Source organism: Methylobacterium sp. Leaf87 (assembly GCF_001422775.1).
Taxonomy (GTDB): domain Bacteria; phylum Pseudomonadota; class Alphaproteobacteria; order Rhizobiales; family Beijerinckiaceae; genus Methylobacterium.
The window spans coordinates 1-18,076 of sequence record NZ_LMMI01000008.1 but is presented as its reverse complement, the minus strand read 5'-3'; the positions used below and the strand labels follow the sequence as shown (position 1 = coordinate 18,076).

At 67.8% G+C, this 18,076-nt stretch carries 16 protein-coding genes and 1 tRNA gene; 9 read left to right on the top strand and 8 right to left on the bottom strand.

What is annotated here, in order from left to right; all coding sequences use genetic code 11:
• Positions 1 to 24: 24 nt before the first annotated feature.
• From der to ASF22_RS06830, 3 genes are all read right to left on the bottom strand, one after another.
• The gene (gene der / locus ASF22_RS06840; protein WP_056173063.1) at positions 25 to 1,377 is read right to left on the bottom strand and encodes a ribosome biogenesis GTPase Der; all 1,353 of its coding nucleotides are present in this window, start codon (positions 1,375 to 1,377) and stop codon (positions 25 to 27) included.
• Between the two features lie 42 nt (positions 1,378 to 1,419).
• Positions 1,420 to 2,130 carry a tetratricopeptide repeat protein gene (locus tag ASF22_RS06835; protein ID WP_056262758.1) on the bottom strand — a complete coding sequence of 237 codons (711 nt, stop codon included), beginning with the start codon at positions 2,128 to 2,130 and terminating at the stop codon, positions 1,420 to 1,422.
• 111 nt (positions 2,131 to 2,241) lie between these two features.
• Positions 2,242 to 2,847 carry an NnrU family protein gene (locus ASF22_RS06830; RefSeq protein WP_056173059.1) on the bottom strand — a complete coding sequence of 202 codons (606 nt, stop codon included), beginning with the start codon at positions 2,845 to 2,847 and terminating at the stop codon, positions 2,242 to 2,244.
• A 110-nt stretch (positions 2,848 to 2,957) separates the two neighbouring features.
• On the opposite strand from ASF22_RS06830, the gene ASF22_RS06825 reads away from it, so the two are divergent.
• Positions 2,958 to 4,133, top strand: coding sequence for a hypothetical protein (locus ASF22_RS06825; protein WP_056262755.1), 1,176 nt, complete (start codon positions 2,958 to 2,960; stop codon positions 4,131 to 4,133).
• Between the two features lie 9 nt (positions 4,134 to 4,142).
• Here ASF22_RS06825 and ASF22_RS06820 read toward each other — a convergent pair whose 3' ends face one another.
• Both ASF22_RS06820 and adh read right to left on the bottom strand, forming a co-directional pair.
• On the bottom strand, positions 4,143 to 4,568 hold the full coding sequence (locus ASF22_RS06820) for a DUF779 domain-containing protein (RefSeq protein WP_056262751.1): 426 nt from the start codon (positions 4,566 to 4,568) through the stop codon (positions 4,143 to 4,145).
• Positions 4,569 to 4,666: 98 nt separating this feature from the next.
• On the bottom strand, positions 4,667 to 6,187 hold the full coding sequence (gene adh, locus ASF22_RS06815) for an aldehyde dehydrogenase (RefSeq protein WP_056262749.1): 1,521 nt from the start codon (positions 6,185 to 6,187) through the stop codon (positions 4,667 to 4,669).
• Positions 6,188 to 6,568: 381 nt separating this feature from the next.
• Here adh and ASF22_RS06810 point away from each other — a divergent pair, with 381 nt between their 5' ends.
• Both ASF22_RS06810 and ASF22_RS06805 read left to right on the top strand, forming a co-directional pair.
• Positions 6,569 to 7,795, top strand: coding sequence for a multidrug effflux MFS transporter (locus ASF22_RS06810; protein WP_056262747.1), 1,227 nt, complete (start codon positions 6,569 to 6,571; stop codon positions 7,793 to 7,795).
• 98 nt (positions 7,796 to 7,893) lie between these two features.
• Positions 7,894 to 8,406: a DoxX family protein gene (locus ASF22_RS06805; protein WP_244474217.1), complete on the top strand. Its 513-nt coding sequence runs from the start codon at positions 7,894 to 7,896 to the stop codon at positions 8,404 to 8,406.
• 1 nt (position 8,407) lies between these two features.
• Here the strand turns inward: ASF22_RS06805 and ASF22_RS06800 are convergent, their stop codons facing one another.
• Positions 8,408 to 9,808: an MFS transporter gene (locus ASF22_RS06800; RefSeq protein WP_056262740.1), complete on the bottom strand. Its 1,401-nt coding sequence runs from the start codon at positions 9,806 to 9,808 to the stop codon at positions 8,408 to 8,410.
• 320 nt (positions 9,809 to 10,128) lie between these two features.
• Here ASF22_RS06800 and ASF22_RS06795 point away from each other — a divergent pair, with 320 nt between their 5' ends.
• The 4 genes from ASF22_RS06795 to panE all read left to right on the top strand — a co-directional run bounded on the left by ASF22_RS06795 (position 10,129) and on the right by panE (position 14,191).
• Positions 10,129 to 11,013 (top strand): DUF3313 domain-containing protein, encoded by an 885-nt coding sequence (locus ASF22_RS06795; protein ID WP_056173041.1) that lies wholly within the window; start codon positions 10,129 to 10,131, stop codon positions 11,011 to 11,013.
• 173 nt (positions 11,014 to 11,186) lie between these two features.
• A complete protein-coding gene (gene guaB / locus ASF22_RS06790; protein ID WP_056173038.1) occupies positions 11,187 to 12,680 on the top strand; it encodes an IMP dehydrogenase in 1,494 nt (497 codons plus the stop codon).
• 85 nt (positions 12,681 to 12,765) lie between these two features.
• A complete protein-coding gene (locus ASF22_RS06785; protein WP_348271127.1) occupies positions 12,766 to 13,146 on the top strand; it encodes an MAPEG family protein in 381 nt (126 codons plus the stop codon).
• A gap of 100 nt (positions 13,147 to 13,246) precedes the next feature.
• Positions 13,247 to 14,191: a 2-dehydropantoate 2-reductase gene (gene panE, locus ASF22_RS06780; protein WP_056262737.1), complete on the top strand. Its 945-nt coding sequence runs from the start codon at positions 13,247 to 13,249 to the stop codon at positions 14,189 to 14,191.
• Here the strand turns inward: panE and ASF22_RS24505 are convergent.
• Entirely contained in the window at positions 14,185 to 14,349 is a 165-nt protein-coding gene (locus ASF22_RS24505) for a hypothetical protein (RefSeq protein ID WP_200918712.1), read from the bottom strand. The two genes, panE and ASF22_RS24505, sit on opposite strands and share 7 nt — an antisense overlap.
• A 163-nt stretch (positions 14,350 to 14,512) precedes the next feature.
• On the opposite strand from ASF22_RS24505, the gene ASF22_RS06775 reads away from it, so the two are divergent.
• Positions 14,513 to 15,820, top strand: coding sequence for an RsmB/NOP family class I SAM-dependent RNA methyltransferase (locus ASF22_RS06775; protein WP_056262816.1), 1,308 nt, complete (start codon positions 14,513 to 14,515; stop codon positions 15,818 to 15,820).
• 98 nt (positions 15,821 to 15,918) lie between these two features.
• Positions 15,919 to 17,475: a glutamine-hydrolyzing GMP synthase gene (gene guaA, locus ASF22_RS06770; RefSeq protein ID WP_056262736.1), complete on the top strand. Its 1,557-nt coding sequence runs from the start codon at positions 15,919 to 15,921 to the stop codon at positions 17,473 to 17,475.
• A 396-nt stretch (positions 17,476 to 17,871) separates the two neighbouring features.
• Here guaA and ASF22_RS06765 read toward each other — a convergent pair.
• Positions 17,872 to 17,948 (bottom strand) — tRNA-Met (locus ASF22_RS06765).
• Between the last annotated feature and the right edge of the window lie 128 nt (positions 17,949 to 18,076).

Sequence of the window (18,076 nt, the reverse complement as noted above, 5' to 3'; positions counted from 1 at the left end):
TCTACCGTGCGACGGAGTACCGGCTCAGCCCTTGTTGTCCTTGTCGAACGGGTTCTTCGAGGTCCGCAGGGACAGACGGATCGGCACGCCGGGGAGCTCGAAGGATTCGCGTAGGCCGTTGACGAGGTAACGGGTGTAGGATTTCGGCAGGCCGTCGAGTTGGTTGCCAAACAGGGCGAAGTGCGGCGGGCGGCTCTTCACCTGGGTGGCGTAGCGGATCTTGATGCGGCGGCCCGAGACGGCAGGCGGCGGGTTGCGCTGGGTCGCAGCACTGAGCCAGTCGTTGATCCGCGAAGTGGAGACGCGTGTGTTCCACACCACCTCCGCGCCCGTCACTGCCTGCATGAGCTTGTCGATGCCCTCGCCGGCGAGGCCCGAGAGCGGCACCACGGGCACGCCGCGCACCTGCGGCAGCAGGCGGGTGCAGTCCTCGCGCAGCTTCTTCAAGAGGCCGTTCTGGTCGGCGACGAGATCCCACTTGTTGAGGCCGATGACCAGCGCCCGGCCCTCGCTCTCGATGAGATCGACGATGGTGAGGTCCTGCTTCTCGAACGGGATGGTGGCGTCGAGAAGCACCACCACCACCTCGGCGAAGCGCACGGCGCGCAACCCGTCCGACACGGCGAGCTTCTCGAGCTTGTCGTCGATGCGGGCTTTGCGGCGCATGCCGGCGGTGTCGTGGAGCTTGATCCGGCGCCCGCGCCAGACCCAGTCGAGGGAGATGGAATCCCGGGTGATGCCGGCTTCCGGGCCGACGAGGAGGCGTTCCTCCCCGAGCATCCGATTGATCAGGGTCGACTTGCCCGCATTGGGGCGGCCGACGATGGCAACCTTGAGGGAACGGTCGGACGGATCCTCGTCCGCATCCTCCTCGTCCTGCGCCGGCAGGGCTTCGGTGAGGGCGTCGTGGAGTTCGCCGATGCCCTCGCCATGCTCGGCCGAGAACGGGATCGGATCGCCCAGCCCCAATGAGAACGCCTCGTAGGCGCCGCTCAGGCCCGCGCCGCTCTCCGCCTTGTTGGCGATGAGGATGACGGGGCAGCCGGCCCGGCGCACGAGCTCGGCGAAGGGCTGGTCGGCGGGCAGGATCCCGGCGCGGGCGTCGATGACGAACAGCACCACGTCGGCCTCGAGGATCGCGGCCTCCGTCTGGGCGCGCATGCGGCCCAGCAGCGAATCGGCATCGGCCTGTTCGAGGCCTGCGGTGTCGATGATGCGGAAGACGAGGCCACCGAAGTTGACGTCGCCCTCGCGCCGGTCGCGTGTCACGCCGGGGCGGTCGTCCACGAGGGCGAGCTTTTTGCCCACGAGGCGGTTGAAGAGGGTCGACTTGCCGACATTCGGCCGTCCGACGATCGCGACGGTCGGCATGTCCATGGTGTGCTCGATTCAGTCGTACAGGATGGGGAAAGGTGTTTGTCAGCGCGTCACGGGCAGTGGCGCGGCAGGCTCCGGCGTCGCAGCCGTCACGGAGACCGGACCGCCGGCCACGAGGGCGGCATAGACCTCGATGCGCTGGCGCAGGTTCTGTGGCGCCTGCGGGTCGGCATTGATCTGGTCGAACCAGCGTCCGGCCGCCTCGTATTCGCCGCGCTTGAGGGCGACGAGACCGAGCATCTCGCGGGCGGTGTGGCGGAAGGCGCCGGTCGGCGCGGCGAGGCCCTGGAGGCTGGCGAGCGCCGCGTCGGGCTGCGGCCCGTCGAGGCGCAGGAGGGCGGCGCGGAGGCGAGCGAGGTCGCGCAGGGCATCGCTCACCCCGGTGTCGGCCGCAAGAGCGTCGTACTCGGTGGCGGCGGCAGCCCCGTCGCGCTTCGACGTCTCGGCGGCCGAGCGGAAGCGGGCGAGGAGGCGATAACCGCCCGGTGCGTCGCTGCGGAGCGCCGCGAACGCCCTGTCGGCCTCCGCGTTCTTGCCGTCGCGGGCAAGGCGGTTGGCGGCGTCGAACTGTTCGGAGGCCGCATCGGCGCGCACGCGCTGGTCGTGCTGCCAGTAGCGCCAGCCGCCGACGGCGGCCACGACGAGGATCGCCACGGCGATGATCGCGCCGCTGTAGCGACGCCAGATCTCGGCGACCTGATCCCGGCGATAGTCTTCGTTGACCTCGCGGATGAACTCGTTGTTCTCGGCCATGCTGTCTCACGCCGGCCGAGACGCGACCGACCGCTCAAAGGAAGAGGAAGGCCTGCGCCTAGCACAGGCCCGCGCCGTTGGCGACCGGTCTTCGCCGCGGGGCCGTCGTGCTCAGGCCTGACCCGGCCAGGCGGCGACGCCGATGAGGATCGGATGGAGGACCTTGCCGAATACGAACCACACGGCGAGACCCACAACCACCGCGATGGCATCGTTGCGCCATCCGGCCGGGGCCGCGACGACGCCATGTTGGGCAGCCACGGCCGTGGGGTTCAGGGCCCGACGCTTGGCGCTGATCCGGGCGACCACAGCCCAGGCGAGGAAGCTCCCGAACAGCAGGATCGAGCCGAGATCACCGTTGGCGAGGAGGTGGGCGGTCGCCCAGATCTTCACCGCGAGCAACATCGGATGCTTGGCCTTGGCTCGGATATGGCCCGGCAGGTACGCCGAGGCCAGGACGATGAAGGCCAGCAGGGTCAGGACGAGGGAGAGGTGGCGTGTGAAGACCGGCGGATTCCAGACGGCGATGTAGCCGGCCTGGCGATAGAGGTGAAAACCGTAGGCGATGAGCACGAGGCCGAGCACCGAGACGCCGGTGTAGACGAGCTTGTAGCGGCCCTCGCCGACATCGCCGATGACGCTCGCGCGCTTGGCCCGCGCCATGGAGAAGGCGTGCATGCCGAGGAACAGCACGAGGCCGAGGATCAGGATCAGCATGGTGGGCTTTCGTGCATCGGGATGTGGACGGCCGCCGAAAACGCGGCGTCGCGGCAATCAGTCTGTAACGGTTCAAAACCCAAACTCGACGGGATGTCCAGGCATACGCGATGACGCGCCTCATTCTTCGCACCCTCCTCGCGCTGGCGAGCCTCACGGGCGCGGCCGGCGCAGCCTTGGAGCCGCCGCTCTCGGCGCTGACACTCGTCGGACCCCCGACCGTGGTCTTCAAGGCGGGCCGCGACGCTTGCGATGGAGCAGACGTGCCGGATGCCTCGGCGCGGGCGTTCCGAGACGCTTCCAGCGCCGTCGCGCTCTATGGGATGCATTACCGGAACCGCGCCCTGCGGGGTCCGTCCCTCGACGCGCTCAAGCTCGACTGCGCCATCGTCCTCGATTCCGGTGAGAAGCCCGACCCGGCTCTGTACGACGACCGTTCGTGGGTCGCCGCCACCTGGACCGACGATGGCAAAGCCGTCGCCGCTCTCCTCCACCATGAATACCAAGCCAACGAGCATCCGGGCCGATGCCGCTCCAAGGTCTACCTGGAGTGCTGGTACAACACGGTGGTGGCCGCCGCCTCGACGGATGGCGGACAGCGGTTCTCGCGGGCGACGCCGCCCGTGGTTGTGGCCGGTGCTCCGTTCCGCCAGGAAGTCGAACAGGGCCGTCATCGCGGCTTCTTCAACCCGTCGAACATTTTTGGCGATGGGCGCTGGCGCTACATGTTCGCCTCGACCACCGGTTGGGATCTCAAGGGCAGCGACCAGGCGGCGGGGGTTTGCCTGTTCCGCACGGACGATCCCGCCGACCCGTCGCGCTGGCGCGCCTGGACCGGCACCGGCTTCACTGCAGCTTTCCCAGACCCCTACACCAAACCGGCGATGCATCTGGCGACGTGCAAGCCCGTGGCGCCCTTCCCCACCCCCGTGGGTGCGGTGGTGCGCCATCGCGGCAGTGGCGCCTGGATCGCAGTGTTCATGGCGCGAAAGGCGGCGGACTTCCCCGAATCCGGATTCTACTGGACGAGTTCACGCGATCTCGTGACTTGGGACCGTCCGCGCCTGCTTCTGGCGGGTGCGACCCTCTACGACGATCCCTGCGGCGCGTCGGCCGGTTTGATCGCGTATCCGTCGCTGCTCGACCCCGCCGCCATGGGCCGTAACTTCGACGACACCGGCGACACCGCGCTCCTCACCTATGTGACCCTGCGCACGGAGGGCTGCGCCATCACGTCGGACCGCGACCTCGTGCGCCGGCCCCTCGCCATCAAGGTCTGGCCGTGAGACCCGTGATCAGAGCTTGCAGGCTCCGGCGAGCGCCGTGTTCTCGGCGTCCGTGAACAGCCGCGAGCGGATGAGGAAGCGCCTGTCGCGGCCATTTTCGAGGGAGAACATCCCGCCGCGGCCCGGCACCACGTCGAGGATGAGGTGGGTGTGCTTCCAGACCTCGAACTGCGGCCGGCTGATCCAGAAATCGGCACCCGCCACGGTCCCGAGATGCACGTCGCTGTCGCCCGTGAGGAACTCGCCCTGCGGGTAGCACATGGGCGAGGACCCGTCGCAGCAGCCGCCGGACTGGTGGAACATCACCGGGCCGTGCTCGGCGCGCAGCTCCTCGATGAGGGCGAGGGCCGCCGGTGTCGCGGTGACGCGAAGCGGCGTGCCGTCGTTGCCCGCCTGATCGGCGGTGGTCTGTTCGGGGGTGGCAACGTCGCTCATCGGTCTGTCCTCGCTCGGGCGATCTGCCGAAGATATGGGGCGGATAACGAAAAAGCCCCGGCCTTTCGGCCGGGGCAAGGTGGTCTCGGGGTCGACGGTTAGAAGAAGCCGAGCTTCTTTGCCGAGTAGCTCACCAGCATGTTCTTGGTCTGCTGATAGTGGTCGAGCATCATCTTGTGGTTCTCACGTCCGATGCCGGACTGCTTGTAGCCGCCGAAGGCCGCGTGGGCCGGATAGGCGTGGTAGCAGTTGGTCCAGACGCGCCCGGCCTGGATGGCACGGCCGAAGCGGTAGGCGCGGGTGCCGTCGCGGGTCCAGATTCCGGCGCCGAGGCCGTAGAGGGTGTCGTTGGCAATCGCGAGGGCGTCGGCATCGTCCTTGAAGGTCGTGACCGAGAGGACGGGCCCAAAAATCTCCTCCTGGAAGATTCGCATCTTGTTGTGGCCCTTGAACACCGTCGGCTTCATGTAGAAGCCGTCCGCGAACTCGCCGTCCTTGACGTTGCGTTCGCCGCCGGTGAGGCACTCGGCGCCCTCCTGCCGGCCGATATCGACGTAGCTCAGGATCTTCTCGAGCTGTTCGGAGGAGGCCTGGGCGCCGATCATGGTGGCGGGGTCGAGGGGAGAGCCCTGCGTGATCGCCTCGACGCGCTTGATCGCGCGTTCCATGAAGCGGTCGTAGATCGATTCGTGCACCAGCGCCCGGCTCGGGCAGGTGCAGACCTCGCCCTGATTGAGGGCGAACATCGTGAAGCCTTCGAGCGCCTTGTCGAAGAAGTCGTCGTCCTCGTTGACGACGTCCGCAAAGAAGATGTTCGGCGACTTGCCGCCGAGCTCCAGCGTCACCGGAATCAGGTTCTGCGAGGCGTACTGCATGATCAGCCGGCCCGTCGTCGTTTCACCGGTGAAGGCGATCTTGGCGATGCGGGGCGAGGAGGCCAGCGGCTTGCCGCATTCCAGGCCGAAGCCGTTGACGATGTTGAGCACGCCCGGCGGCAGCAGGTCGGCGATGAGTTCGGCCACCACGAGGATCGACGCGGGGGTCTGCTCGGCGGGCTTCAGCACCACGCAGTTGCCGGCGGCGAGCGCGGGCGCCAGCTTCCACACTGCCATCAGGATGGGGAAGTTCCACGGGATGATCTGGCCGACGACGCCCAGCGGCTCGTGGAAGTGATAGGCTACGGTGTCGTGGTCGATCTCGGAGATCGAGCCTTCCTGGGCGCGCAGGCAGCCGGCGAAGTAGCGCCAATGGTCGATGGCGAGCGGAATGTCGGCGTGTGTGGTCTCACGGATCGGCTTGCCGTTGTCCCAGGTCTCGGCGAGCGCGATGAGATCGAGGTTGTCCTCCATCCGGTCTGCAATTTTGTTCAGGATGCGCGCGCGCTCGTTCGGTGCGGTGCGGCCCCAGGCCTCCTTTGCGGCGTGCGCGGCGTCGAGCGCCTTGTCGACGTCGGCAGCGTCCGAGCGGGCGACCTCACAGATGACCCGGCCGGTGATCGGCGAGGTGTTCTCGAAATAGCGGCCAGCAATGGGTGCGACCCACTGACCGCCGATGAAGTTCTCGTAGCGGGCGGAGAACGGGGACTTGGCGCCCTGGTTCAGGAATTCCGGCTTGTTCATGGTGCTTCCTCCGAATCTCGTTTTTATGCGTGCGGCAGACAAGGCCACACGACCGGCCGACGCAAGGTGGACCTTTGGCCAACCCGGATCGGCGTCCGCGCACCGGATGGCGTCCGGGCAGGGGGTGCAATGGTAGACCCGATCGCGGATCGTTGCGACCCGGGTTGGCGCGGCATCCGTCACCCCGTCATGCCTTCGACCCATGCCACTGCACGACCGACGGCCGGCCGATCGGGATCAAGCTCGCATGCAGGCCGTTAGGCCAGGGCTGTCCTTTCGTGCGGGTACGGTCACGCATTCCGATCCGTTCCGCTCCCAACTTCCGCTCCCGCGTCGAGGATCGCCTTGTCGTTGACACCCCCACCCGCCCCCGTAGCACCGATGCCTTCGGTCTGGAGCGGCCCGCGCTTCGGTGAGTTCGTCGGGATCGTCGCCCTGATGATGGCGGTGACCGCCATTTCCATTGACAATCTCCTGCCGGCGTTCCCCGAGATCCAAGCCGAGTTCGCGGTTGCGGATCCCAACCGGCTGCAATGGCTGATCTACGTCTACATGATCGGCTTCGGGGCGGCGCAGATCGTCTACGGTCCCGTCTCGGACACCTACGGGCGCCGGTCGGTGCTGCTCGTGAGCCTTTCGATCTACGTCGCCGGCACCGTGCTTGCCATGATCGCCCCGTCCTTCGCCTGGCTGCTCGCAGCGCGCGTCATCCAGGGCATCGGCGCGGCCGGCGGCCGGGTGCTGTCAACTGCCATCGTGCGCGACCGGTTCGCCGGGCGCGAGATGGCGAGCGTGATGTCGCTCGTGATGATGGTGTTCCTCATCGTGCCTATGATCGCGCCGGCCATCGGCGGGGCGATGCTTCTCCTCGGCTCGTGGCACTACGTCTTCGTATCGATGCTGGCGCTGGCGGGGGTCCTCGTCGTTTGGTTCTCGGCCCGGATGCCCGAGACCATGCATCCACAGTATCGGCGACCCTTCTCCCTGCGCGTCGTCGGCCAGGCTGTGGCCGTCACGTTCCGCAACCGGGTGGCGGTGGGGTACGCCACGGCGCTCGGCCTGCTGACGGGCTGCATCATGGGCTATGTCGGCTCGGCCCAGCAGGTGTTCGACACCGGCCTCTATCATCTGGGTGCCCTGTTTCCCCTCGCCTTCGGACTCGTGGCCGGGGCCATGGGTGCGGCGACCCTGGTCAACGCCCGCCTCGTCCGCCGCCTCGGCATGCGACCCCTCTCCCATGCCGGGCTCACCGCCTTCGTCGCCGTCGCGATGGTCCAGGTGATGGCGGCCCTTGCCTATGGCGGGCGCCCACCCCTCGGCCTGTTCCTCGGACTTCTCGCCGCCAATCAGTTCCTGATCAGCTTCGCTATGCCGAACTTCAACGCCCTGGCCCTGCAACCTCTGGGGGAGATCGCCGGGACGGCCTCGTCCTTCCTCGGCTTCTACACCACGATTCTCGGTGCCCTGTGCGGCTTCCTCATCGGCCAGGCCTTCGACGGCACCGTGCTGCCCATCGGTCTCGGCTATGCGGCCCTCGGTGCCCTCGCCCTCCTGGTCGTCGCCTGGACGGAGCGCGGACGCCTGTATCGCGGGGGCGTTTCGGGATGAGCTTCCCGTTTCACCAGCGGCTTTCCGCGCCTTAACCCCGTCTTCAGCCCGCCCGAGACATGGTTTGTTCTCAAACCAATCCAGACGGAGCCCGCGACGTGCCCGGCCGTACTCATGACGGACTGCTTCTCCTCGCCCGGCTGCTGCTCGCCGCCGCCCTCCTTCCGACGGGCATCGCTCGGGCGCTGAACGTCTCGGGCTTCGCCCTGACGCTCGCCGGAACAGGCCTGCCCTCGCCGAACCTCGTGGCGACGGCAGCCGTCGTCGTTCAGGTGTTCGGTCCCCTGGCGCTCCTCGTCGGCGTCCTGCCGCGCCTCACCGGCCTTGGTCTCGGAGGCTTCGCGGTCGCCATGGCGGTCCTGCTGCACCCGTTCTGGCAGTTCTCCGGGCCCGCCGCGGTGGCCGAGCGCACCCTGATGCTCGCGGATCTGGGGCTCGCCGGCGGGTTCCTCCTGTACGCTGCGACAGGTCCCGGCGCATGGAGCTGGCAGGGCTGGCGCCAGGGCGCGCGGCCTCAACCGAGACCCACCGCGGTGAGGGCCGCGGCACCGAAGGCGGCCTCGCGCGGCAAACGTCCCGCCGGACGCAGTCCGACCCGCGCGGCGGCGTAGATCACGGCGCCGGCGCGACCCGGCGATGCCCCGATACCTCCGCGCCCGCATCGGGCGCGAGACGACGGAAGGCGAAGACCGACAGGGCCGAGATCGCCGCGACGGCGAGGAAGGCCGGTCCGAAATCCTCCGCGTGGAGATCCGTTCGTCCGTGCCAGGCGGCATTGCCTTCCAGGGCGAGCGCTCCGAGCGAGACGCCGAGACTGAGCGACAGTTGCTGGGCGACGCTGGCGAGGCTCGTTCCGGCGCTCATGTCCCGCGGTTCGAGATCCGCATACGCGATGGCGTTGACGCAGGTGAATTGAAGCGAGCGCACGCAGCCGCCGAGCAGCAGGGTGCAGACGATGATCGCGTGCGGCGTCTGCGCCGTGAACAGGCCGTTCGCGGCGAGGAAGCCCGCGGCGACGGCGGCGTTGATCAGCATCACCCGGCGAAAGCCGTAGGCCCGCAGGATGCGCGGACCGATGAGCTTGATCAGGAGCGCGCCGGCGGCGGCGGCGAACGTCAGCAGGCCCGATTGCAGGGGATCGAGGCCGAACCCGATCTGCAGCATCAGGGGGAGCAGGAACGGAATCGCCCCGGTGCCGATGCGGAACAAGCTGCCCCCGGTCACGGCCGCGCGAAACGTCGGATAGCGCAGGAGATCGAGGCGGATGACCGGATGCGCCACCCTGCGCGAATGGCGGAGATAGAGCGATAGCAGGACGATGCCGGCGGCGAGGCACCCCCAAGAGACACCCTCGGGCAGGAGGTGGCGCCCCGTCGAGGCAAGCCCGAGCATCAGGGTCGCAAGCCCGAGACCCGAAAGCGCGAATCCGACGAGGTCGAGGGGCGGCCGCGCGGTCTCGCGTACGTTCTCGAAATACACGCTTGCCAGCACGATCCCGGCGACCCCGATGGGGATGTTGATGAGGAAGATCCAGCGCCAGTCGAGGTAGGTTGTGATCAGGCCGCCGAGGGGCGGCCCCATGATCGGACCGATGAGGGCCGGGATGGTGAGGTAGGCGAGCGCACTGACGAGCTCGCTCTTCGGCACGCTGCGGAGGATGACGAGGCGGCCGACCGGTACCATCATGGCGCCGCCGAGGCCCTGGAAGAACCGGGCGCCGACGAAGCCGACGAGGGAATCGGATGCCGCGCAGGCCAGCGACCCGGCCATGAACACCCCGAGCGCCACCCGGAACACCGTACGGGCGCCGTAGCGGTCGGCCATCCAGCCGCTGATGGGAATAAAGATCGCGAGGCTCACGAGGTAGGCGGTGAGCGCGAGCTTCAGGGCGATAGGGTCTTCGCCGAGGCTCCGGGCGATGGTGGGCAGCGCCGTGGCGATCACCGTCGCGTCGGTGTTCTCCATGAACAGGGCTGTGGCGACGACGAGGGGGACGATCTGAGACGGGCGCATCGGAGGGCAACAAGTCCCGGATGGGCCATCGGGTTGCACCTGCGGCGAGAGAAACTTATCGGCTACGTCCCGAATCCTGAGAGCGGTGTGCCGTTCTGTTGGCGTATGGTGGATGAACGCAGCCGGAACCGTGCCGGAACTGCGTGGCGCTTCCGCCACACGCAGCCGCAACAGCGGGCGGAGGGGCGTCGAACGCCTTTCCACGTGGTCGTCCCCGCCGCTAAGCTGTCGCCCAACACGGACCGTCTGGTACCGTTCGAGGGCATGTCTGCCCCGGATGCGCCGAGCCGCCGTTCCCGTTCTTCCGTCAAGGTTCCTGGATGCCCTCGCGCTTCGAACGTCGTCTCAGGGTACCCGGCATGACCGCCGGTTTCGCCCTGATGCTCGCCATGGCCGGCTGCGGCACGGTCCTCCTGAACGATTCCGGCTCACTCACCCGCTACGACCGTCTCGTCGGCAGCGAAGAGGTCGCCACCCGGGCGAAGCTCTACATCGACCGTGCCGCCACCGCCGCCGCACGGACGATCCGGATCATCCCGACAACGTTTTCCGAGGCCGTCTCAGGTCCCGGCCTGACGTCCGTGGAGCGTCGCCTCGTCGCCAACGCCGCGGACCGGGCGCTCTGCTACGAACTGTCTCTGCGTTACGACGTGGTCTCGGGCCGCAAGGCGGACCTGACCGTGCGCGCCGCCGTCACCCGCGTCGAACTCACCGGATTGCCGGCTGCGGGGGCCACCATCGCCACCTCGGCCGGCGTCAGCATCGCATCGCAGGTCGGTGTCGGCTTCGCCACGTCGGTGGGCCGCGTCCCGATCCCGCGGATTCCCATCGGCCTCGGCAGCATCACCATTGAGGCGGAGGCCCTCGACGGCCGCCACGAACAGCGGGCCGCCATGGTGTGGGGCGGGGCCGCCAATTCGTTCACGAGCCAGCCGCGCTTCTCGCCCATCAGCGACGCCTACGACCTCGCTGGCGAATTCGGACAGGATTGGGGCGGCTACCTCGCCACCGGCGTCGATCCATTCAAGGCACCGCTGGCCATCCCGAGCTACGACCGCATCCGCATCACGACCCTCGGCGAGGCGCCCCTCGACCCCGATTGCGAGGCCTTCGGCCGTGCGCCGGGCGTCGACGGCATCGCGGCGGATTACATCGGCCTGCCGCCGGAATACACCGACAAGGGCCCTCTCGCGCCCGTCCGGTGACCGAACGGCTCGGACCGCGCGGCCGGTGAGCCATGCGGACGGGGGATATCCTCGTGCCGCCCGCGGATTCCGCCTTTGCGCGGGTCGGGCCCGCATGATACTGGCCCTTGCCAACTCGATGACGCCGAAGAGGTCCACGGACCCGGCGTCTCACCCCTTCTGGGAGTTGGTTCATGGCCCGCATCACCGCAGATTCCATCATCGAAGGCCTGACCTTCGACGACGTCCTCCTGCGCCCCGCCGCCTCCTCGGTGATGCCCACCGAGGTGAACGTCGCGAGCCGGCTCACCCGCACCATCCACCTCAATCTGCCGATCCTGGCGTCCGCCATGGACACCGTGACGGAAGCGCCCATGGCCATCGCCATGGCGCAGAACGGCGGCATGGGCGTCATCCACCGCAACCTCGAGCCGGACGAGCAGGCCGAGCAGGTCCGCCTCGTCAAGAAGTACGAGTCGGGAATGGTGCTCAACCCCATCACCATCCACCCCGACGAGACCCTGGCCGACGCCTTCGCGCTGATGAAGCAGAACCGCATCTCCGGTATTCCGGTGGTGGAGCGCGGCCCCAACGGCTCGCGCGGCAAGCTCGTCGGCATCCTCACCAACCGCGATGTGCGCTTCGCAACGAATTCCTCCGAAACCGTCGCCGAACTGATGACCCGCGACCGGCTCATCACCGTGCGCGAAGGCGTGAACCAGGACGAGGCGAAGCGCCTCCTGCACCAGTTCCGCATCGAGAAGCTCCTAGTGGTCGACGACCACTACCGCTGCATCGGCCTCATCACCGTCAAGGACATCGAGAAGCAGGTCGCGTATCCGGGCGCCGTGAAGGACGAGCAGGGCCGCCTGCGCGTGGCGGCGGCCACCACCACGGGCGACAGCGGATTCGAGCGGGCCGAGCGTCTCATCGATGCCGGTTGCGACGTGGTCGTGGTCGACACCGCCCACGGGCACTCGATCAAGGTGCTCGACGCCGTGCGCCGGGTGAAGCAACTCTCCAACACCGTGCAGATCGTCGCCGGCAACGTCGCCACTCGCGACGGCGCCCAGGCCCTCATCGACGCGGGCGCCGACGCCATCAAGGTCGGCATCGGCCCGGGCTCCATCTGCACCACCCGCATCGTCGCCGGTGTCGGCGTGCCCCAGCTCACCGCCCTGATGGAGGCCGTCGAGGCGGCCGACCGCGCCAACGTGCCGGTGATCGCCGATGGCGGCATCAAGTACTCGGGTGACCTCGCCAAGGCCATCGCGGCCGGCGCGTCCGTGGCGATGCTGGGCTCCCTCCTGGCCGGTACCGACGAGGCGCCCGGCGAGGTTTTCCTGCACCAGGGCCGCTCATACAAGAGCTACCGCGGCATGGGCTCGGTCGGCGCCATGGCCCGTGGCTCGGCCGATCGCTACTTCCAGGCGGAGGTCAACGACACGCACAAGCTCGTCCCCGAGGGCATCGAGGGGCAGGTGCCCTACAAGGGACCGGTGGCCGCGGTGCTGCACCAGCTTGCCGGGGGCCTTCGCGCTGCCATGGGCTATGTCGGCGCCCCCACGATCCCGGAGTTCCAGGACAAGGCGCAGTTCGTCCGCATCACCAATGCGGGCCTGCGCGAGAGCCATGTCCACGACGTGACCATCACCCGCGAGAGCCCGAACTACCCCGGACGCGGTTGAACCCCACCCGACGAACAATCTCGCCCCGTCCAGTCTCCCGCGTGCCCCGGGCGCAGGAGTTTCATCACGCGCGGATGACTCAACCATGACGGTTCCGGCCATCCTCGCACCGGCCTTCGCGCAGGTGTTCCTCACCTTCGCGCTGCTGTTCTGGATGGGGCATGTCCGCTTCGCCGCGTTGAGGGCCGGCACCGTTCGGGTCGGCGACATCGCCGTCGGCCAGAGGACTTGGCCAGATCGCGCCCAACGGGCGGCCAACGCCTACGCGAACCAGTTCGAACTGCCGGTTCTGTTTTACGCCCTGGTGCCGCTGGCACTGTACACCCGGAAAGCCGACCTGCTGTTCGTGGTGCTGGCCTGGGTCTCCGTCGCGACGCGGGCGGTCCACGCGGTTCTCTACGTCACGACCAATCCGCTCTCGTATCGCTTCCAAGCCTTCGCCGCCGGCGTGGTGGTCCCCTGGTGATGTGGAGTGTGTTCGCCATACGAATTCTGGCGAGCTGATACGCCCGGGGCGTATAGAAACTTTCCAGAGAGAACGTCCTCGAATCGAAAGGGATCGTCCCATGCGCGTACTCGTCGTTGGTGCCGGAGCCACCGGAGGATATTTCGGTGCCCGGCTGGCCGCGATCGGCCGGGACGTGACGTTCCTCGTTCGCCCGGCGCGCGCGGAGAAGCTCGCTGCGCGTGGCCTGAGCCTGAAGAGTCCACACGGCGACCTGACGCTTTCGTCGCCGAAGACCGTGACGGCGGCGCAGCTGGCCTCGGCCGGCGCCTTCGACCTCGTGTTCCTCAGCTGCAAGGCCTACGACCTCGACGCAGCTCTCGTGGACGTCGCCCCCGGCATCGGCCCGGAGACGGCGATCCTGCCCGTGCTCAACGGCATGCGCCACCTCGACGCCCTCGAAGCCCGGTTCGGGTCGGAGCGCGTTCTCGGAGGAACCTGCGCCATTGCGGCGACGCTCGGAGCGGACGGCACCGTCCACCAGATGAACGAACTGCACACCCTGACCTACGGCGAGCGCGACGGCAGCCTGTCGCCGCGCATCGAAGCCATCGACGCCCTGATGCAAGGCACGACCTTCGACCCCCGCCTGAGCCAGACCATGATGCTGGAAATGTGGGAGAAGTGGACTTTCCTGGCGACGTTGGCCGGATCGACCTGCCTCATGCGATCGACCATTGGAGACATCGTCTCGGCCCCCGGCGGGCGGGACTTCATCGAGGCCCTGCTCGAGGAGTGCCGTAGCATCGCGGCGAGCGCTGGCCATGCCCCCCGCGAGAAGTTCGTGGCGCGAACCCGCGCCACCCTGACGGCGGACGGGTCGGGGTTCACCGCCTCGATGCTGCGCGACATCGAGAACGGGGCCCGGATCGAAGTCGACCAGATCATCGGCGACCTCATCGCACGGGCGCCCGACACGGCCGGGCATCTCTTGCTCGACCGTGTCCACACGCATCTGAAAGCCTACGAGGCCCGGCGCACTCGCGAAGCCACGACGGTTCAGTAGCGCGGTCCGGGCGGCGGTGGATTGCCGTATTCCAGCTGCGTCTTCGCGTCGAGCCGGCGCGGCGGCGGGGTCGGATCGATGGCGGCCGGGGCCGTCGCGCAAGCGGCGACAAAGAGCAACAGGAGTCCGGCAAGGCCAAGATGGATGACGGGGGGCATGGGGTTCTCTAAAGCTCCGGGCACCAACCGATGTGGTCCCGCTGCCTTCGTGCCCCGGAATAGTGCCAGAAGCTCGACACCCCTGTGACCCCGCCGCGCTTTAAGCGTGGCCGTATCACGGCATTCGCCCGACCCTCGTGATCCCGCCCGGAGGACCTTCGCCCTGACGCCCCCCGCCCGCCTCTCCGCCGCCATCGAAGTCCTTGCCGACATCGCCGGACGCCGTCGCCCCGCCGCCGATGCCCTCAAGGATTGGGGCCTCGCCCACCGCTTCGCCGGCTCGGGCGACCGGGCTGCCATCGCCAGCCTCGTCTACGATGCCCTGCGCCGGCGGGCGTCCGCCGCCTGGATCATGGACGACGAGAGTCCGCGCGCCCTCGTCATCGGCATGCTGCGCCTCCAGCATGGGCTCGCGGCCCCCACCATCGCAGCCCAGTTCTCGGGCGATCGCTTCGCCCCCGCGCCGTTGTCCGATCACGAACGGACCCGCCTCACCGATGCGAGCTTGGCGCAGGCGCCCGACCACGTCGCCGGCGACGTACCGGAATGGGTGCTGCCCGCCCTCGCAACGACATTCGGCGACGCGCTGCTCGACGAGTTGCGGGCCCTGGCGCGCCGCGCGCCCCTCGATATCCGGATCAACACCCTTAGGCAGAGCCGTGATTCGGCCATGGCGGGCCTGACCCATCTCGCCCCGGCGACGACGCCCCACGCGCCCAACGGCCTGCGTATCCCCATCGGCGAGGATGGACGCGGCCCCGCTCTGCACGTCGAGCCTGAATTCCTCGGCGGGTGGTACGAGATCCAGGACGAGGGTTCGCAGCTCGCGAGCCTGCTGTCCGGCGCGAAGCCCGGCGAGACCGTGATCGATCTCTGCGCGGGGGGCGGCGGCAAGACCCTGAGCTTGGCGGCGATGATGGGCAATGACGGACGACTGGTCGCCAGCGACGACGATCCACGTCGCCTTGCACCCATTCACGAGCGTCTGCGCCGGGCTGGAGCCCGCGCCGAGATCCGGACCCCGCGCGGCGGCCGGGCTCGGACCGATGTTCTGGCGGACCTCGACGGTACTGCGGATCGCGTTCTCGTGGACGCGCCCTGCACGGGCTCCGGCACCTGGCGCCGCAATCCCGATGCGAAGTGGCGGATGCGGCCGGGAGCGCTTACCGCCCGCGTCAACGAGCAGGCCACGGTGCTCGACCGCGCCGCTGCCCTGGTGCGTCCGGGCGGACGCATCACCTACGTCACCTGCTCCCTGCTTCCGGACGAGAACGATGCGGCGGTCGCTGGCTTTCTCGCGCGCGCTGGCGACGCCTTCGCGGTGGTGCCGGCAACGGCCGTGGTGGCTGGGGAGAAGCCCGATCTCGGCCCGTTCCTGCGGTTCACCGAGCACGGTTTGCAGATGAGCCCGGCTCTCACCGGCACGGACGGATTCTACCTTGCGACTCTGGAGCGCAAGGCGGGCAGCTGACACCCGAACCGCAGAATCCCCAGACGGTTGCGGTTCCTGCACGGCGCACATCGCTCCATCCGTTGCACCGTGCGTGAGCCTCGTCTAACTCCGGTTCCATGATCACCGACCACGACAAGATCCTCATCGTCGATTTCGGCTCCCAGGTGACGCAACTCATCGCGCGACGTGTGCGCGAGGAGGGCGTCTACTGCGAGATCGTCCCCTTCACCAAAGCCGCCGAGGCATTTGCCGAGTCGAAGCCGAAGGGCGTGATCCTTTCGGGCGGGCCAGAATCGGTGACCACGGACGCTTCGCCGCGAACGCCGCAGATCGTCTTCGATTCGGGCGTCCCGGTCTTCGGCATCTGCTACGGTCAGCAGACCATGGCGGCCCAACTCGGCGGCGAGGTCGAGGCCGGACACCATGCCGAGTTCGGCCGCGCCGAGATCGAGATTCTGTCGGATTGCCCCCTTTTCAAGAGCGTCTGGCATGTGGGTGAGCACTACCCCGTCTGGATGAGCCACGGCGACCGGGTTACGAAGCTGCCGGACGGCTTTACCACCGTCGCCATGTCGAAGAATGCCCCCTTCGCGGCGGTCGCCGACGAATCGCGCAATTACTACGCGGTCCAGTTCCACCCCGAGGTGGCCCACACCCCGCACGGGGCGCTGCTCATCCGCAACTTCGTCCGCGACATCGCCGGATGCTCCGGCGATTGGACCATGGGCGCCTATCGCGAAGAGGCCATCGCGAAGATCCGCGAACAGGTCGGCTCGGAGAAGGTGATCTGCGGCCTGTCCGGCGGCGTCGATTCCTCCGTGGCGGCGGTGCTGATCCATGAGGCCATCGGCGAGCAGCTCACCTGCGTCTTCGTCGATCACGGGCTTCTGCGCATGGGCGAGGCCGACGAGGTCGTGCGTCTGTTTCGCGACCACTACAACATCCCGCTGGTCCACGTGGAGGCGCAAGGTCTGTTCCTCGGCGAGCTCGAGGGGGTCAGTGATCCGGAGATCAAGCGCAAGACCATCGGCCGCCTGTTCATCGACGTGTTCGATGCCGAGGCGAAGAAGATCGGCGGCGCCAAGTTCCTGGCCCAAGGCACCCTCTACCCGGACGTGATCGAGAGCGTGTCGTTCACTGGCGGTCCCTCAGTGACCATCAAGAGCCACCACAATGTCGGTGGCCTGCCCGAGCGCATGAACATGCAGCTCGTCGAACCCCTGCGCGAATTGTTCAAGGACGAGGTCCGGGTGCTTGGCAAGGAACTCGGATTGCCGGACGCCTTCGTCGGCCGCCATCCCTTCCCGGGACCGGGCCTCGCCATCCGCTGCCCCGGTACCATCACAGGGGAGAAGCTGGAGGCTCTGCGCAAGGCCGATGCGATCTACCTCGACGAGATCCGCAAGGCCGGCCTCTACGACACCATCTGGCAGGCCTTCGCCGTGATCCTGCCGGTGAAGACCGTGGGCGTGATGGGTGACGGGCGCACCTACGACCATGTCTGTGCGCTGCGCGCTGTCACCTCCGTCGACGGCATGACCGCGGACTTCTACCCATTCGATATGGCCTTCCTCGGTCGTGTTGCGAGCCGCATCATCAACGAGGTCAAGGGCATCAACCGAGTGACCTACGACATCACCTCGAAGCCCCCCGGCACCATCGAGTGGGAATGAGGCGGACCGAACGCCGGACCCGATCCACCTCTGTCGGAACGTATGTGCAGGATTACCGAATAGGAAGCACCCGCGCTTTGTGACGACTACGGTGCGGAGGAACGACAGCGTTCCTCACGCCCCCCGATCCAGAGATCCCAGTCGGGTGCCCGGGGTCGTCGAGGGGCCCCTACCCTCTCAGGCCTTCTCGTTATTGGTTCGCTTGACCAGGCGGGCCCTACCCGCGGCTGATCAGCTTGGCACAGCGAAAAGCCCCCGACCGTGAGGTTGGGGGCTTTTGGTTTGTTGTTGTGATGTTGGTTGCGGGGACAGGATTTGAACCTGTGACCTTCANCTTGGCACAGCGAAAAGCCCCCGACCGTGAGGTTGGGGGCTTTTGGTTTGTTGTTGTGATGTTGGTTGCGGGGACAGGATTTGAACCTGTGACCTTCAGGTTATGAGCCTGACGAGCTACCGGGCTGCTCCACCCCGCGCCAGGGTGTTTTGCCTTTTGGGCAAGTTCGGATCGTCTGGAGGGGATGTGATGTGCTGTGCAGGTCTGGCGGCGACCGACTCTCCCGTGTCTTGAGACACAGTACCATGGGCGCTGGTGCGTTTAACG

Coding starts and splice junctions, on each gene's coding strand:
- der (WP_056173063.1), bottom strand. CDS start 1,377: ATGGACATGCCGACCGTCGCGATCGTCGGACGGCCGAATGTCGGCAAG.
- ASF22_RS06835 (WP_056262758.1), bottom strand. CDS start 2,130: ATGGCCGAGAACAACGAGTTCATCCGCGAGGTCAACGAAGACTATCGC.
- ASF22_RS06830 (WP_056173059.1), bottom strand. CDS start 2,847: ATGCTGATCCTGATCCTCGGCCTCGTGCTGTTCCTCGGCATGCACGCC.
- ASF22_RS06825 (WP_056262755.1), top strand. CDS start 2,958: ATGACGCGCCTCATTCTTCGCACCCTCCTCGCGCTGGCGAGCCTCACG.
- ASF22_RS06820 (WP_056262751.1), bottom strand. CDS start 4,568: ATGAGCGACGTTGCCACCCCCGAACAGACCACCGCCGATCAGGCGGGC.
- adh (WP_056262749.1), bottom strand. CDS start 6,187: ATGAACAAGCCGGAATTCCTGAACCAGGGCGCCAAGTCCCCGTTCTCC.
- ASF22_RS06810 (WP_056262747.1), top strand. CDS start 6,569: ATGCCTTCGGTCTGGAGCGGCCCGCGCTTCGGTGAGTTCGTCGGGATC.
- ASF22_RS06800 (WP_056262740.1), bottom strand. CDS start 9,808: ATGCGCCCGTCTCAGATCGTCCCCCTCGTCGTCGCCACAGCCCTGTTC.
- ASF22_RS06795 (WP_056173041.1), top strand. CDS start 10,129: ATGCCCTCGCGCTTCGAACGTCGTCTCAGGGTACCCGGCATGACCGCC.
- guaB (WP_056173038.1), top strand. CDS start 11,187: ATGGCCCGCATCACCGCAGATTCCATCATCGAAGGCCTGACCTTCGAC.
- ASF22_RS06785 (WP_348271127.1), top strand. CDS start 12,766: ATGACGGTTCCGGCCATCCTCGCACCGGCCTTCGCGCAGGTGTTCCTC.
- panE (WP_056262737.1), top strand. CDS start 13,247: ATGCGCGTACTCGTCGTTGGTGCCGGAGCCACCGGAGGATATTTCGGT.
- ASF22_RS24505 (WP_200918712.1), bottom strand. CDS start 14,349: ATGCCCCCCGTCATCCATCTTGGCCTTGCCGGACTCCTGTTGCTCTTT.
- guaA (WP_056262736.1), top strand. CDS start 15,919: ATGATCACCGACCACGACAAGATCCTCATCGTCGATTTCGGCTCCCAG.